Genomic DNA, 14,268 nt, shown 5'->3' with positions numbered 1-14,268 from the left:
CTATGATTGCGGATGAGCGCACGAAATAGCAGGTGAGTTCACCGGACGGTTACCTAAACAAGCGCTCAACTCCACAACGAAAACGCAGACGAAAAAAAAGCCGGCAATGCCGGCTTTTTTATAGACGCGAAGAGTACTTACTCTTCGTCGTCCTCCACCTCGTCAGCAACCGGGCGGTCAACCAGTTCAACATAGGCCATAGGCGCTTTGTCACCAGTACGCAGCCCGCACTTCATGATGCGGATGTAACCGCCGGGACGCGCCGCGTAACGGGGGCCCAGTTCGTTGAACAGCTTACCAACAGCTTCGTCGCTACGCAGACGGGCAAAGGCCAGACGGCGGTTGGCAACACTGTCAGTTTTAGCCAAAGTAATGAGGGGCTCCGCGTGGCGGCGCAACTCTTTGGCTTTTGGCAGAGTCGTTTTGATCAGTTCGTGCTCTACCAATGAAGCCGTCATGTTGCGAAACATCGCTTTGCGATGCGAGCTGTTGCGGTTCAGTTGACGTCCGCTATGACGATGACGCATGGCTTTTTCCTTTAATAAACGTTGCTATCTCAGCAAAATAATCTGTGATTCCGGCGCTTACGCCAGAACCCGGTCGTCGTTTCTCAGGCTAGCAGGGGGCCAGTTATCCAGGCGCAGGCCCAGAGACAGTCCACGAGACGCCAGCACATCTTTGATTTCGGTCAGAGACTTCTTACCCAGGTTCGGCGTCTTCAGCAGCTCAACTTCAGTGCGCTGAACCAGATCACCGATGTAATAAATGTTCTCGGCTTTCAGGCAATTTGCACTGCGCACTGTCAGCTCAAGGTCATCTACCGGGCGAAGCAGAATCGGATCGACTTCATTTTCTTCACGAGAGGGCTCTTTCTCGCCTTCGCTTTCCAGATCGACAAACACGGCCAGCTGCTGCTGCAGGATAGTCGCGGCGCGACGGATCGCTTCTTCGGGATCGATAGTGCCGTTGGTTTCGAGATCCAGAACCAGCTTGTCCAGGTCGGTACGCTGTTCTACACGAGCACTCTCAACCACATAGCTTACGCGGCTGATCGGGCTGTAGCTGGCGTCCAGTTGCAGACGGCCAATAGAACGGGTTTCTTCCTCGCCACCGTTACGCACGTCGGCAGGCACGTAGCCGCGGCCGCGGGCAATCGTCAGACGCATGTTCAACTCACCACCGGAATTCAGGTTAGCGATGACATGATCTTTATTGACGATTTCCACTTCATGGTCAGTGTGAATATCACCAGCTGTTACCGGGCCTTCGCCTTTCTTGCTCAGGCTGAGTACGGCTTGGTCTTTACCGTGCAGAACCACGGCGACCTCTTTCAGGTTCAGCAGGATTTCAATAACGTCTTCCTGCACACCTTCCATCGCGCTGTACTCATGCAGTACACCGTCGATCTCCGCTTCAGTTACCGCACAACCAGGCATGGAAGACAGCAAAATACGGCGCAGGGCGTTGCCCAGAGTATGTCCGAAACCGCGCTCGAGAGGTTCCAGAGTAACTTTGGCGCGCGTCTGGCCCAGCTCTTCGACCTGAATCACACGCGGTGTTAAAAATTCATTCACTGCACTTTGCATAGGTCACCTGTAGTGAGAATGTCCTGAAGGAAACTTACTTCGAGTAAAGCTCAACGATCAGTTGTTCGTTGATCTCTGAAGACAAGTCGCTACGGTCTGGTGCATTTTTGAAAACAGCTTCCATTTTGTCGCTGTTAACATCAATCCAAGACACATCGCCGCGCTGAGCGGCCAATGCCAGTGCAGATTGAACACGCAGTTGTTTCTTCGCTTTTTCGCGCAGACTGATGACGTCGCCCGGCTGTACCTGGTATGAAGGTACGTTAACGGTTTGACCATTCACCAAAATGCCTTTGTGAGATACCAACTGACGAGATTCGGCACGCGTAGAGCCGAAACCGATGCGGTATACCACGTTATCCAAACGGCTCTCGAGGTATTGCAGCAGGTTCTCACCGGTTGCACCTTTTTTGCTCGCCGCTTTTTTGTAGTAGCTACGGAACTGCTTTTCCAGAACGCCGTACATACGACGAACCTTTTGCTTTTCACGCAACTGAACACCGTAATCAGACAGACGACCGCGACGTGCACCGTGCATACCCGGCGCGTTTTCCGCCTTGCACTTTGAGTCCAGCGGACGTACGCCGCTCTTCAGGAACAGGTCAGTGCCTTCCCGTCTTGCTAATTTACAGCTTGGGCCCAGATATCTAGCCATGCTTCATATTCCTCAACTGTTAATTACACGCGACGTTTCTTGGGAGGACGGCAACCATTGTGGGGGATGGGCGTCACGTCTGTGATATTGGTGATCTTGTAACCGCAGTTATTCAGCGCACGCACTGCAGACTCACGGCCAGGGCCAGGTCCTTTAACTTCTACGTCCAGATTTTTCAGACCATAATCTTTCGCCGCGTTACCTGCGCGCTCTGCAGCAACCTGTGCTGCAAAGGGGGTGCTCTTACGAGAGCCGCGGAAGCCACTGCCGCCGGCAGTCGCCCAGCTCAGGGTGTTACCCTGACGGTCTGTGATGGTGATGATGGTATTGTTGAAGGACGCATGAATATGCGCCACGCCATCGACAACAGTCTTTTTGACTTTTTTGCGAGGCGCTTGCTTGCCTGGTTTAGCCATTCTAATTTCCTGCTTCTAATATCAACACTACACTAGCGGTGTAGCTACACTAAAGGCGCGTTGCAGACTGCAATTACTTGCGGATCGGCTTGCGAGGACCTTTACGCGTACGCGCGTTTGTCTTGGTACGCTGACCGCGCAGGGGAAGCCCTTTACGGTGACGCAGACCGCGGTAGCAACCGAGGTCCAGCAGACGCTTGATGTTCATAGACACTTCACGACGCAGATCACCTTCGACAGTCATCTTGGCGATGGCGTTACGCAGTGAATCCAGTTGATCTTCAGAAAGATCAGCGATTTTTGCATCTTCCGCGATATTATTGCCGGCACACAGCTGCTTAGCTGTGGTACGACCGATTCCGTAGATGTAAGTCAACGAAATAACGGCGTGCTTGTTATCTGGTATGTTAACACCCGCGATACGAGCCATTCAGATTACTCCAATTAAAGCTATAACTGTTAACGCTTGACAAAATCTGGCCCGCCAAACAGACCACCGCGCGAAAGGCGCAGTAGTCTATCCGCATGCGACCTTGGTTTCAAGGCCAGCGGCCAAATTTTGCTCAGCCCTGCCGCTGCTTATGGCGGGGTTCCGCGCTACAAATAACGCGAACGACACCTTTGCGACGAACGATTTTGCAGTTGCGGCAAATCTTTTTTACCGAAGCGCGAACTTTCATGACGATACTCCAAACAATGTGCGCCGCTGTGATTAGCGGGCACCGCTACCGTAGTTTTTAAGGTTTGCTTTTTTCATCACCGAATCGTACTGGTGAGACATCATGTGTGATTGCACCTGGGCCATGAAATCCATCACCACCACGACAACAATCAACAATGATGTACCGCCGAGATAGAACGGCACATTCCACATGACCACCAAGAACTGCGGCAGCAAACACACGCCAGCTATGTACAGCGAGCCAAACATGGTCAGGCGAGTCAGCACGCCATCGATGTAATTGGCCGTCTGTTTACCGGGGCGAATTCCTGGCAAAAACGCGCCCGAACGTTTCAGGTTATCTGCGACTTCATCAGGGTTGAACATCAACGCCGTATAGAAGAAACAGAAGAAAACAATTAACGCTGTGAACAGAATGATATTCAGTGGCTGGCCCGGCCCGATTGCCAGAGCAAGCTCCTGAAGCCATTCCATGCCTTCACCACTCTGGCCGACCCACTGCGCGATAGACGCAGGGAAGAGCAGAATCGAGCTGGCGAATATTGCCGGGATAACACCCGCCATATTCACCTTCAGCGGCAGGTGACTCGACTGCGCCTGATACATCCGATTACCGCGCTGCTGCTTAGCATAGTTCACCGTAATTCGACGCTGCCCTCGCTCGATGAATACCACCAGATAAATCACGGCGATGGCCAGAACCAGGATAGCCAGCAGCACCAGTATATTCAGCTCGCCCTGGCGCGCCTGCTCCAGGGACTGTCCTACTGCTGATGGAAGCCCGGCCACAATACCCGCAAAGATCAGCATGGAAATACCATTGCCGATACCGCGCTCGGTAACCTGCTCACCCAGCCACATCATAAACACCGCACCGGTAACCAATGAAACCACCGCGGTGAAATAGAAGCTCAGGTCGGCATTAAAGGCCAAACCCTGGTTAGCCAGGCCAACGGTCATCCCGGTCGCCTGCAGAAGTGCGAGAGCCACGGTCAAATAACGTGTGTACTGCGTTATTTGACGGCGTCCTGCCTCGCCTTCCTTTTTAAGCGCTTCAAGCTGCGGGCTTACGGCCGACATCAGCTGCATAATGATCGATGCAGAAATGTACGGCATGATACCCAGCGCGAGAATACTCATACGCTCAAGAGCACCACCCGAAAACATGTTAAACAGCCCAAGAACGGTGCCCTGGTTCTGATTAAACAATGCGGCGAGTTGATCCGGATTAATGCCAGGCACCGGAATATGGGTACCGATGCGATAAACGATTATCGCCAATAACAGAAAACGAAGGCGAGCCATGAGCTCGCCTAGTCCGGACTGCTTTCCAGTTGTCAGGGGACTGGATTTCGCCATGGGGTTATCCCTATTCCTCGACTTTACCGCCGGCTTTTTCGATCGCTTCGCGAGCACCTTTGGTGACAGCAAGACCTTTGATGGTCACTGCTTTAGTCACATCACCAGACAGGAATACTTTCGCGCGCTCGATGTTATTGCTGATCAGGTCAGCGCGTTTCAGCGCATCCAGATCGATCACATCTTCTGCAACGGCATTCAGCTCAGAACTACGGATCTGAGCAGTCACCGCTGCCAGACGAGAGGTGAAGCCGTATTTGGGCAGACGCTTTTGCAGTGGCATTTGGCCACCCTCGAAACCGGGACGAACGCTGCCGCCGGAACGAGACTTCAGACCTTTGTGACCACGGCCAGCGGTTTTACCCAGACCACTACCGATACCGCGTCCTACCCGCTTGCCGTCTTTAACGCGGCCGGGTGCGGGACTCAGCGTGTTCAAACGCAACTCGCTCATTGTTTAACCCTCAACACGTACCAGATAGTTAACTTTATTGATCATGCCACGTACCGACGGTGTATCTTCCACCTCGACGGTGTGACCGATACGGCGCAGACCCAGTCCTGCTACGCAGGCTTTGTGTGACTTCAAGCGGCCCGCGATAGAGCGAACCTGTGTAACTTTAATCTTGCTCATAACAAATCCTGCCCTTGTCTTAGCCCAGGATCTCTTCTACTGACTTGCCACGCTTAGCCGCGACTTCTTCAGGAGAAGAAATGCTTTGCAGTCCTTTGATGGTTGCACGCACTACGTTTACTGGGTTGGTAGAGCCGTAGCACTTAGCCAGTACGTTGTGAACACCGGCAATCTCCAGTACCGAACGCATCGCACCACCGGCGATAACACCCGTACCTTCAGAGGCTGGCTGCATGTATACCTTGGACGCACCGTGCACACCTTTAACAGGGTACTGGATCGTGTCGCCTTTGATATCTACCTGCACCATGTTACGGCGGGCAGCTTCCATCGCTTTCTGGATGGCGACAGGCACTTCACGAGCCTTGCCGCGACCAAAACCGACTTTGCCGTTGCCATCACCCACTACAGTCAATGCGGTGAAGCTGAAGATACGACCGCCTTTGACCACTTTGGCAACACGGTTAACCTGAACCAGTTTTTCCTGGAGGCCTTCAGTGTTTGCTTTGTCTTTCTGCTCGTTATACGCCATCGCCTAAACCTTAGAATTCCAATCCACCTTCACGGGCAGCATCTGCCAGCGCTTTTACTCGACCGTGGAAACGGAATCCACTACGGTCGAAAGCAACCTTTGTAACACCTGCAGCTTTCGCACGATCTGCGATCAGCTTGCCGACGCCAGCTGCCGCTGCAACATTACCCGTAGCAGTGCCACGCAGATCTTTGTCCAGTGTCGAAGCACTGGCCAGAACGCGGTCACCTTCAGCGGCAATCAGTTGCGCATACATATGGCGCGGGGTGCGATGAATGCACAGACGAACCGCACGCAATTCGCGAATCTTAGCGCGAGCACGACGGGCACGACGTAATCTTGAAACTTTCTTATCGCTCATATGCTAGCCTTTACTTTTTCTTCGCTTCTTTACGACGAATGACTTCGTCATCGTAGCGAACACCTTTACCTTTGTAGGGCTCGGGCGGACGGAAGGCGCGGATTTCCGCAGCTACCTTGCCGAGAACCTGCTTGTCATTCCCGCTCAGCACAATTTCTGTCTGGCTGGGAGTTTCTGCCGTAACACCTTCGGGCAGATCGTAGTCAATGGGGTGAGAGAAACCCAGCACCAGATTGACTGACTTACCGCTTGCTTTCGCACGATAACCAACACCGTTCAGGACCAGCTTGCGCTGAAAGCCTTCGCTAACGCCAATTACCATGTTGTTGGTCAGTGCACGAGTGGTACCCGCCATTGCCCAACCGTCTTTTGCACCTTCACGCGCAGCGAACACGAGCTGGCCGTCTTCCTGCTTCACATCGACGGACCCATGCAAAGGCATAGACATAGAACCATTCTTGCCTTTTACCGCAATGCTGTCGGCGCCGAGTTTGACTTCAACCCCTTTGGGGATAGTCACTGGACTTTTCGCTACTCTGGACATTTCAGAAACTCTTCTAACCGTCGATTTAGAATACAGTGCAGAGCACTTCGCCACCCACACCTGCAGCACGTGCGGCACGGTCAGTCATCACACCACGGCTGGTGGAGACAATGGCAATTCCCAAGCCTGCGCGAACAGACGGCAGCTCATCTTTACCTGCGTAAGAGCGCAGACCAGGGCGGCTTACGCGCTGGATCTCTGCAATTACCGGCTTACCTTGGAAGTACTTCAGCTCAAGGGTCAGAATAGCTTTACCGCCGTTCTCGTCCACACGCGAAGCACTGATATAACCTTCTTGCTCAAGTACGTTAGCCACAGCTTTTTTCAGCTTTGAAGACGGCATTTGTACTTCGGTCTTCCCGGCCATTTGAGCGTTGCGAATACGGGTCAGCATATCCGCCAAAGGGTCTTGCATGCTCATGTTTTGCTCCCATTAATCGCCGCGTTTATCGCGCGACAGCAAAATTCTCAAACTTACCAGCTGGCCTTAACCAGACCGGGCACATTGCCACGCATTGCAGCTTGACGCAGTTGGTTACGGCACAGACCAAACTTACGGTAAACGCCGTGCGGACGGCCGGTTACCTGACAGCGACGACGCTGACGAATCGGACTGGCATCACGTGGAAGCTTCTGCAGTTTTACTTGCGCGTCCCACTTTTCTTCATCACTGCTGTTAACGCTGGCGATGATTGCTTTCAGTTCAGCACGCTTAGCGGCGTACTTGGCGACTGCGCGAGCACGTTTAGCTTCGCGCGCTTTCATTGACTGCTTTGCCATGTCACTAACCCCTTAAGCTTTGAACGGGAAGTTGAACGCTTTCAGCAGCGCACGACCTTCGTCGTCGTTGCGGGCTGAAGTGGTAATGGTGATATCCAGACCACGCAGCGTATCTACTTTGTCGTAATCGATTTCCGGGAAAATGATCTGCTCAGTCACACCCATCGCGAAGTTACCGCGACCGTCGAATGACTTAGGGCTGATACCACGGAAGTCACGAACACGCGGAATGGCAACACTGATCAGGCGATCCAGAAATTCATACATGCGCTCACGACGCAGCGTTACCTTGGCACCAATGGGCCAGCCATCGCGGATCTTGAAACCAGCGATAGACTTACGCGCCTTAGTAACAACCGGCTTTTGACCACTGATTTTCTCAAGGTCAGCCAGTGCCGCTTCGAGCACTTTCTTGTCGCCAGCCGCTTCACCCACACCCATGTTCAGAGTGATTTTGGTAATGCGGGGCACTTCCATCGGGTTTTCCAGGCCAAGCTCTTCGATGAGCTTCGCACGCAACTCGTTGTTGTACAGTTCGCTTAATCGTGCCATTTCTCTACTAACCCCTACGCGTCGATCGCTTCGCCGCTGGATTTAAATACGCGGGTTTTGCTGCCGTCTTCGGCGACCTTAAAGCCCACCCGATCCGCCTTGTTAGTCGACGGGTTGTAAATCGCCACGTTAGACACCTGGATGGGCGCCTCTTTCTCGACGATACCGCCTGCAACGCCCAGTTGAGGATTGGGGCGCTGGTGCTTTTTGATCATATTGATGCCGGAGACCAGCACACGGCTTTCATCCAGTACTTTCTGTACCTTGCCGCGTTTGCCTTTGTCTTTACCGGTTAAGACGATCACTTCGTCTTCACGTTTAATCTTGCGCATTATGCTGACCTCAGTCTTCTCTCTGCGTACCCGTTACAGTACTTCGGGCGCCAGGGAGATAATCTTCATGAACTTCTCACCACGCAGTTCGCGGGTTACCGGCCCAAAAATACGGGTGCCGATGGGCGCCAAATTGTTGTTCAGCAGTACTGCGGCGTTATCGTCGAACTTGATCAGCGAACCATCGCCACGACGAACACCTTTTTTGGTGCGAACTACAACCGCTGTCATGACCTGACCTTTTTTCACTTTGCCGCGAGGAATTGCCTCTTTGACAGTGACTTTGATCAGATCGCCGACACGCGCATAGCGACGGTGTGAGCCGCCAAGCACCTTGATGCACATAACGCGACGTGCGCCACTGTTATCTGCAACTTCCAAATAGCTTTCTGTTTGAATCATTTCTTACTCCAAAGCAGTCAACTGTGCATCAAGCTTGAACACAGGCCGCCGGCCAAATTAAATCTGGTTAGCCGTCTCTTCAACACGCAGCAGCGTCCAAGACTTACTCTTAGACAGAGGGCGTGTTTCACAAACTGTTACCACGTCTCCCGCCTTGCACTGATTGTCTTCATCATGCGCGTGGATCTTGGAAGAACGAGTGATGTACTTACCGTAGATCGGGTGCTTAACACGACGCTCGATCAGTACAGTGATGGTTTTATCCATCTTGTCGCTCACAACTTTACCGGTGGCGGTACGAGCGCTCTTTGCTGCTTCTGACATTGTTAGTTACCTGCCTTTTCTTGGAGCACAGTCTTGATGCGTGCAATTTCACGACGAGTCTGCTTCAGCAGATGTGTCTGCGCCAACTGGCCGGTGCTTTCCTGCATGCGCAGCTTGAATTGCTCTTCAAGCAGCTGCAGCAGTTGCGCGTTGAGCTCGTCAACGGACTTTTCGCGTAATTCGATAGCCTTCATTACATCACCACCCGCTTAACAAATGTGGTTGGTACCGGAATCTTAGCCGCTGCCAAAGCGAATGCTTCACGCGCCAGCTCTTCGGGCACGCCTTCCACTTCGTACAGCACCTTACCGGGCTGAATTTGGGCAACCCAATATTCAACGTTACCCTTACCTTTACCCTGACGAACCTCAAGAGGCTTTTCAGTGATTGGCTTATCTGGGAACACGCGAATCCAGATTTTACCGCCACGCTTAATGTGGCGAGTCATGGCACGACGAGCGGCTTCGATCTGGCGAGCAGTGATGCGGCCACGGCCGACAGCTTTCAGACCGAAATCACCAAAGCTGACCCGGCTGCCGCGCTCTGCCAGACCGCGATTGCGGCCCTTCTGTACCTTGCGAAACTTTGTGCGCTTCGGCTGTAACATGTGCGTAACCCTTACTCTGAAACTTTCTTAGCCTTGGCTTCGACTGCCTCGTTTCTGGATCCCAGGATTTCACCCTTAAAGATCCACACCTTGACACCAATGATGCCGTAGGTGGTCGATGCCTCGTGTGTCGCGTAATCGATGTCGGCACGCAGAGTGTGCAGGGGCACACGGCCTTCGCGATACCACTCAGTACGCGCAATTTCTGCACCGCCAACACGGCCGCTGACCTGAACTTTGATGCCTTCAGCGCCTTGGCGCATGGCGTTCTGAACGACGCGCTTCATCGCGCGGCGGAACATCACTCGGCGCTCCAGCTGCTGAGCAACGTTCATTGCAACCAGCTTGGCATCCAGATCCGGCTTGCGAACTTCTTCGATGTTGATGTGCACGGGCACTGACATACGATCGCTGAGCTCTTTGCGCAGCTTCTCAACATCTTCGCCTTTTTTACCGATCACGATACCGGGGCGCGCAGTGTGAATGGTCACGCGAGCAGTTTGCGCGGGACGCTCAATCACGATACGGCTTACAGATGCGTGCGACAGCTTTTCTTCCAGGTACTCACGAACCTGAAGATCAGTGACCAGTTGCTTCGCATACTGTTTGCTGCCTGCATACCAGACAGAGTTGTGATCTTTTACGATTCCCAGCCGGATGCCGGTCGGGTGTACTTTCTGACCCATTTGGTCTCTCCTACTAACCTTCGCCGTCGGCTACTTTGATCGTGATATGGCAAGACCGCTTGAGAATGCGATCGGCCCGGCCTTTTGCACGGGGACGAAGACGCTTCATAGTCATGCCTTCGTCTACAAAAATCGTCGATACACGCAGCTCATCAACGTCAGCACCTTCGTTGTGCTCGGCGTTGGCGATTGCAGAGTTCAGCACCTTTTTAAGGATGCTGGCTGCTTTCTTAGGGCTGAACGTCAACAGATCCAGCGCCTCTTCAACACCCTTGCCGCGAATTTGGTCAGCAACCAAACGGGCTTTCTGGGCGGATATACGTGCGCCTTTTAAACGTGCCGCTACTTCCATCGTCTATGCCTCTCCCAGCGCAAGCTTAACGCTTGGCCTTTTTATCAGCCACATGACCCTTGTAAGTCCGGGTAGCGGCGAATTCACCCAATTTGTGCCCAACCATGTCCTCGGTAACCATAACCGGAACATGCTGACGACCGTTGTGTACCGCGATGGTCAGGCCGACCATCTCGGGGAGAATCATGGAACGACGCGACCAGGTTTTGATCGGACGACGATCGTTTTTCTCAACCGCTACTTCCACCTTCTTCAAAAGATGAAGGTCGATGAACGGTCCTTTTTTCAATGAACGTGGCACAAGCTAATCCTCTTTACTCTGATTGCGCGTTTACTTTCTGCGATCACGCACAATCAGCTTATCTGTACGCTTATTTTTACGGGTCTTATACCCTTTGGTCGGCACACCCCAAGGTGTAACAGGATGACGACCACCAGAGGTACGACCTTCACCACCACCGTGTGGGTGATCAACGGGGTTCATCGCAACACCGCGAACGGTGGGACGAACGCCGCGCCAACGCGCCGCACCGGCTTTACCCAACTTGCGCAGGCTATGCTCGCTGTTAGATACCTCGCCCAACGTGGCGCGGCACTCAGCCAGAATCTTGCGCATTTCGCCGCTGCGCAGGCGCACAGTGGCATATTGGCCTTCACGAGCGACCAACTGCACAGAAGCGCCGGCACTACGCGCGATCTGCGCGCCTTTACCTGGCTTCATTTCGATGCAGTGAATCGTGCTACCCACTGGAATGTTGCGCAGCGGCAGGGTATTACCCGCCTTAATCGGCGCCGCTTCACCAGAGAACAGCTCATCACCAGCAGATACACCTTTGGGAGCGATGATGTAACGACGCTCACCGTCGGCATATTTCAGCAATGCAATAAACGCAGTACGGTTCGGATCGTATTCCAGGCGCTCAACAACAGCGGGAATACCGTCTTTGTTGCGCTTGAAATCGATCAGGCGGTAGTGCTGCTTGTGACCACCACCAACGTGGCGCGTAGTAATACGGCCTTTGTTGTTACGACCGCCGTTACGCGACTGACTCTCTACCAACGCCTTGTGAGGTGCACCCTTGTGCAGCTCCGCGTTAACTACGCGAACAACGAAGCGGCGGCCAGGAGAAGTCGGTTTACTTTTAACAATTGCCATTTGACTCAGCTCCAGACTTATTCAGCGACTGCAAAGTCGATTTCCTGACCTTGCACCAGGCTTACATAAGCCTTCTTCCAATTCGGCTTTTTGCTCAAACCAAAGCGATTGCGCTTCACTTTGCCTTTCATATTCACGGTGCGAACATCAACCACTTCCACCTTGAACAGTTTTTCTACGGCATGCTTGATTTCAAGCTTGGTAGCCGTCGGCAAAACTTTGAACACCACTTGATTGCCAGCTTCGGCACTCATTGCACTTTTTTCAGAGACGTGAGGGCCGAGCAGTACCTTGTAGATGCGCTCCTGATTCATCCCAGCAACTCCTCAAATTTTTTCAGTGCAGCAACGGTGATCAGCACTTTCTCATAACCAATCAGACTAACTGGATCGACACCACTCACATCGCGCACATCAACATCGTGCAGGTTACGAGCTGCCAGATACAGATTGCCGGTCACTTCCTCGGTCACAATCAGCGCACCAGTCAGACCCAGCTCACCCAGCGACTTCACCAACAGCTTAGTCTTCGGGGCTTCGAGAGCCAGCTCTTCAACCACCACCAAGCGCTCTTGACGAGCCAGCTCAGACAGAATTGAGCGCAGCGCCGCACGATACATCTTACGGTTAACTTTCTGGGTGTAGTCCTGCGGCTTCGCAGCAAAAGTAACACCACCGCTACGCCAGATAGGGCTGCGAATAGTACCTGCACGGGCACGACCCGTACCCTTTTGACGCCAAGGCTTCTTGCCGCCGCCGCTCACTTCTGAGCGAGTCTTCTGAGCACGAGTGCCCTGACGGGCACCAGCCAGATAAGCGGTTACAACCTGATGAACCAGGTCTTCATTAAACTCACGAGCAAAGGCCACATCGGAAACCTGGATAGTTCCAGCCGCTGCACCGTTACCGGGTTTCGCAATATTCAATTCCACTGCTTAGCCCCCTAGGATTTTTTTGCTTTAACAGCGGGACGTACGAATACATCACCGCCTGGCGCACCGGGAACCGCACCTTTGATCAAAATCAGGTTGCGATCGGCATCAACGCGAACGATTTCCAGCGTCTGCACAGTCACGCGCTCTGCGCCCATGTGACCGGCCATTTTCTTGCCCTTGAAGACACGACCCGGAGTTTGACACTGACCGATAGAACCCGGCGCGCGATGCGACAGCGAGTTACCGTGAGTAGCGTCTTGGGTACGGAAATTCCAACGCTTAACGCCACCCTGGAAGCCCTTACCTTTGGACTGACCAGTAACGTCAACTTTCTGACCAGCTTCGAATGCTGCAACAGTCAGCTCAGCACCCACTTCGGGAGCATCTTCGCCATCTTCCAGACGGAATTCCCACAGGCCACGACCCGCCTCAACACCCACTTTCGCGAAGTGCCCGGCTTCAGCCTTGGAAATGCGCGATGTCTTGCGAGCACCGGCCGTTACTTGAATAGCGCGATAGCCGTCAGCATCGTCTGCTTTGACACGAGTAACGCGATTGGGCTCAACCTCAATCACAGTTACCGGAATAGATACGCCGTCGTCAGTAAAAACGCGAGTCATGCCGCTTTTACGACCGACCAAACCAATAGTCATTTGCTCCAACCTCTCAGTGTACGGGGCTTAACCCTCTACGGCCGCGCTCTCACGCGTTACACAACCCAGGGCCAGCCCCTGAGCGGGTCTGAAAAAATTCAGCTTTTAAATGAATTAGCCAAGGCTAATTTGTACTTCTACACCAGCCGCCAGATCTAGCTTCATCAATGCGTCTACAGTTTTTTCTGTAGGCTCAACGATATCCAGCATGCGCTTATGGGTGCGGATCTCATACTGATCACGCGCATCCTTGTTCACATGCGGAGAGACCAGAACCGTGTAGCGCTCTTTGCGAGTAGGCAGAGGAATTGGTCCCCGAACCTGCGCGCCAGTACGCTTAGCGGTATCTACAATCTCTTGCGTAGATGCATCGATAAGGCGGTGATCAAAAGCTTTTAAACGAATGCGAATCCGTTGATTTTGCACCTGATCAAACTCCCATCCCGAAATAGCTTCGAGCCACTATCGGCGCCAACCGGCCGAGACAACCCGAAAAAAGAAGCGGCATATTAATGACCAAAACACAGTCTGTCAACAGATATTTGGCTTAAAGCCAAAAACTGCATCGCCGCCACACCATAGGGCGCCTATCGCACCCATTGTTACCAAGAAAGGGAGACCGAAGCCTCCCCTCCATCACTCAGCGACCACAAGGCCGCCAAGGCATTACTCTACGATTTTTGCAACCACGCCGGCGCCGACAGTACGACCACCTTCACGG

The 14,268-nt window shown here is 53.2% G+C and carries 28 protein-coding genes; all 28 read right to left on the bottom strand.

Going from position 1 to position 14,268, the window contains the following annotated elements:
* Positions 1–137 precede the first annotated feature (137 nt).
* The 28 genes from rplQ to rpsJ all read right to left on the bottom strand — a co-directional run bounded on the left by rplQ (position 138) and on the right by rpsJ (position 13,973).
* Entirely contained in the window at positions 138–527 is a 390-nt protein-coding gene (rplQ, locus tag AC5DB9_RS15795; RefSeq protein ID WP_022960551.1) for a 50S ribosomal protein L17, read from the bottom strand.
* Positions 528–584: 57 nt separating this feature from the next.
* On the bottom strand, positions 585–1,586 hold the full coding sequence (locus tag AC5DB9_RS15790; RefSeq protein ID WP_022960550.1) for a DNA-directed RNA polymerase subunit alpha: 1,002 nt from the start codon (positions 1,584–1,586) through the stop codon (positions 585–587).
* A gap of 34 nt (positions 1,587–1,620) precedes the next feature.
* Positions 1,621–2,241: a 30S ribosomal protein S4 gene (rpsD, locus tag AC5DB9_RS15785; protein ID WP_022960549.1), complete on the bottom strand. Its 621-nt coding sequence runs from the start codon at positions 2,239–2,241 to the stop codon at positions 1,621–1,623.
* A 23-nt stretch (positions 2,242–2,264) separates the two neighbouring features.
* Positions 2,265–2,657 carry a 30S ribosomal protein S11 gene (gene rpsK, locus AC5DB9_RS15780; RefSeq protein ID WP_022960548.1) on the bottom strand — a complete coding sequence of 131 codons (393 nt, stop codon included), beginning with the start codon at positions 2,655–2,657 and terminating at the stop codon, positions 2,265–2,267.
* Positions 2,658–2,730: 73 nt separating this feature from the next.
* Positions 2,731–3,087: a 30S ribosomal protein S13 gene (rpsM, locus tag AC5DB9_RS15775; RefSeq protein WP_022960547.1), complete on the bottom strand. Its 357-nt coding sequence runs from the start codon at positions 3,085–3,087 to the stop codon at positions 2,731–2,733.
* Between the two features lie 133 nt (positions 3,088–3,220).
* A complete protein-coding gene (gene rpmJ, locus AC5DB9_RS15770; protein WP_084495682.1) occupies positions 3,221–3,337 on the bottom strand; it encodes a 50S ribosomal protein L36 in 117 nt (38 codons plus the stop codon).
* A gap of 32 nt (positions 3,338–3,369) precedes the next feature.
* A complete protein-coding gene (gene secY, locus AC5DB9_RS15765; protein WP_022960546.1) occupies positions 3,370–4,698 on the bottom strand; it encodes a preprotein translocase subunit SecY in 1,329 nt (442 codons plus the stop codon).
* Positions 4,699–4,708: 10 nt separating this feature from the next.
* The gene (rplO, locus tag AC5DB9_RS15760) at positions 4,709–5,143 is read right to left on the bottom strand and encodes a 50S ribosomal protein L15 (RefSeq protein ID WP_272977393.1); all 435 of its coding nucleotides are present in this window, start codon (positions 5,141–5,143) and stop codon (positions 4,709–4,711) included.
* Positions 5,144–5,155: 12 nt separating this feature from the next.
* Complete coding sequence (gene rpmD / locus AC5DB9_RS15755) at positions 5,156–5,332, bottom strand: 50S ribosomal protein L30 (RefSeq protein ID WP_022960544.1); 177 nt, start codon at positions 5,330–5,332, stop codon at positions 5,156–5,158.
* 19 nt (positions 5,333–5,351) lie between these two features.
* On the bottom strand, positions 5,352–5,864 hold the full coding sequence (gene rpsE / locus AC5DB9_RS15750; RefSeq protein ID WP_272977390.1) for a 30S ribosomal protein S5: 513 nt from the start codon (positions 5,862–5,864) through the stop codon (positions 5,352–5,354).
* A gap of 10 nt (positions 5,865–5,874) precedes the next feature.
* Positions 5,875–6,225 carry a 50S ribosomal protein L18 gene (gene rplR / locus AC5DB9_RS15745; protein WP_022960542.1) on the bottom strand — a complete coding sequence of 117 codons (351 nt, stop codon included), beginning with the start codon at positions 6,223–6,225 and terminating at the stop codon, positions 5,875–5,877.
* A gap of 10 nt (positions 6,226–6,235) precedes the next feature.
* Entirely contained in the window at positions 6,236–6,769 is a 534-nt protein-coding gene (rplF, locus tag AC5DB9_RS15740; protein WP_028968573.1) for a 50S ribosomal protein L6, read from the bottom strand.
* 25 nt (positions 6,770–6,794) lie between these two features.
* Positions 6,795–7,190, bottom strand: a complete 396-nt coding sequence (gene rpsH / locus AC5DB9_RS15735) for a 30S ribosomal protein S8 (RefSeq protein ID WP_022960540.1) — start codon at positions 7,188–7,190, stop codon at positions 6,795–6,797.
* A gap of 53 nt (positions 7,191–7,243) precedes the next feature.
* Positions 7,244–7,549 (bottom strand): 30S ribosomal protein S14, encoded by a 306-nt coding sequence (rpsN, locus tag AC5DB9_RS15730; RefSeq protein WP_272994075.1) that lies wholly within the window; start codon positions 7,547–7,549, stop codon positions 7,244–7,246.
* Between the two features lie 12 nt (positions 7,550–7,561).
* On the bottom strand, positions 7,562–8,101 hold the full coding sequence (gene rplE / locus AC5DB9_RS15725) for a 50S ribosomal protein L5 (protein WP_022960538.1): 540 nt from the start codon (positions 8,099–8,101) through the stop codon (positions 7,562–7,564).
* A gap of 14 nt (positions 8,102–8,115) precedes the next feature.
* A complete protein-coding gene (gene rplX / locus AC5DB9_RS15720) occupies positions 8,116–8,433 on the bottom strand; it encodes a 50S ribosomal protein L24 (RefSeq protein WP_022960537.1) in 318 nt (105 codons plus the stop codon).
* 33 nt (positions 8,434–8,466) lie between these two features.
* The gene (gene rplN, locus AC5DB9_RS15715; protein WP_022960536.1) at positions 8,467–8,835 is read right to left on the bottom strand and encodes a 50S ribosomal protein L14; all 369 of its coding nucleotides are present in this window, start codon (positions 8,833–8,835) and stop codon (positions 8,467–8,469) included.
* 57 nt (positions 8,836–8,892) lie between these two features.
* A complete protein-coding gene (gene rpsQ / locus AC5DB9_RS15710) occupies positions 8,893–9,159 on the bottom strand; it encodes a 30S ribosomal protein S17 (protein WP_022960535.1) in 267 nt (88 codons plus the stop codon).
* Positions 9,160–9,161: 2 nt separating this feature from the next.
* Entirely contained in the window at positions 9,162–9,353 is a 192-nt protein-coding gene (rpmC, locus tag AC5DB9_RS15705; RefSeq protein ID WP_022960534.1) for a 50S ribosomal protein L29, read from the bottom strand.
* Positions 9,353–9,766: a 50S ribosomal protein L16 gene (gene rplP / locus AC5DB9_RS15700; protein WP_022960533.1), complete on the bottom strand. Its 414-nt coding sequence runs from the start codon at positions 9,764–9,766 to the stop codon at positions 9,353–9,355. The genes rpmC and rplP overlap by 1 nt, the downstream gene beginning before the upstream one ends.
* Positions 9,767–9,777: 11 nt before the next feature.
* The gene (gene rpsC, locus AC5DB9_RS15695) at positions 9,778–10,452 is read right to left on the bottom strand and encodes a 30S ribosomal protein S3 (RefSeq protein WP_022960532.1); all 675 of its coding nucleotides are present in this window, start codon (positions 10,450–10,452) and stop codon (positions 9,778–9,780) included.
* 13 nt (positions 10,453–10,465) lie between these two features.
* Positions 10,466–10,804 (bottom strand): 50S ribosomal protein L22, encoded by a 339-nt coding sequence (gene rplV / locus AC5DB9_RS15690; RefSeq protein WP_022960531.1) that lies wholly within the window; start codon positions 10,802–10,804, stop codon positions 10,466–10,468.
* 25 nt (positions 10,805–10,829) lie between these two features.
* Complete coding sequence (rpsS, locus tag AC5DB9_RS15685; protein ID WP_022960530.1) at positions 10,830–11,105, bottom strand: 30S ribosomal protein S19; 276 nt, start codon at positions 11,103–11,105, stop codon at positions 10,830–10,832.
* Positions 11,106–11,135: 30 nt separating this feature from the next.
* Positions 11,136–11,960, bottom strand: a complete 825-nt coding sequence (gene rplB / locus AC5DB9_RS15680; RefSeq protein ID WP_022960529.1) for a 50S ribosomal protein L2 — start codon at positions 11,958–11,960, stop codon at positions 11,136–11,138.
* A gap of 17 nt (positions 11,961–11,977) precedes the next feature.
* Positions 11,978–12,274 carry a 50S ribosomal protein L23 gene (gene rplW, locus AC5DB9_RS15675; protein WP_022960528.1) on the bottom strand — a complete coding sequence of 99 codons (297 nt, stop codon included), beginning with the start codon at positions 12,272–12,274 and terminating at the stop codon, positions 11,978–11,980.
* Positions 12,271–12,891, bottom strand: a complete 621-nt coding sequence (gene rplD / locus AC5DB9_RS15670) for a 50S ribosomal protein L4 (RefSeq protein WP_022960527.1) — start codon at positions 12,889–12,891, stop codon at positions 12,271–12,273. The genes rplW and rplD overlap by 4 nt, the downstream gene beginning before the upstream one ends.
* Before the next feature lie 11 nt (positions 12,892–12,902).
* Positions 12,903–13,547 (bottom strand): 50S ribosomal protein L3, encoded by a 645-nt coding sequence (rplC, locus tag AC5DB9_RS15665; RefSeq protein ID WP_022960526.1) that lies wholly within the window; start codon positions 13,545–13,547, stop codon positions 12,903–12,905.
* Between the two features lie 114 nt (positions 13,548–13,661).
* The gene (gene rpsJ / locus AC5DB9_RS15660) at positions 13,662–13,973 is read right to left on the bottom strand and encodes a 30S ribosomal protein S10 (protein ID WP_022960525.1); all 312 of its coding nucleotides are present in this window, start codon (positions 13,971–13,973) and stop codon (positions 13,662–13,664) included.
* Positions 13,974–14,268: the final 295 nt, after the last annotated feature.

It is taken from the genome of Spongiibacter sp., assembly GCF_984394615.1.
The sequence above is the reverse complement of the archived record's forward strand: the minus strand, read 5'-3'. Positions and strand labels throughout refer to the sequence as shown.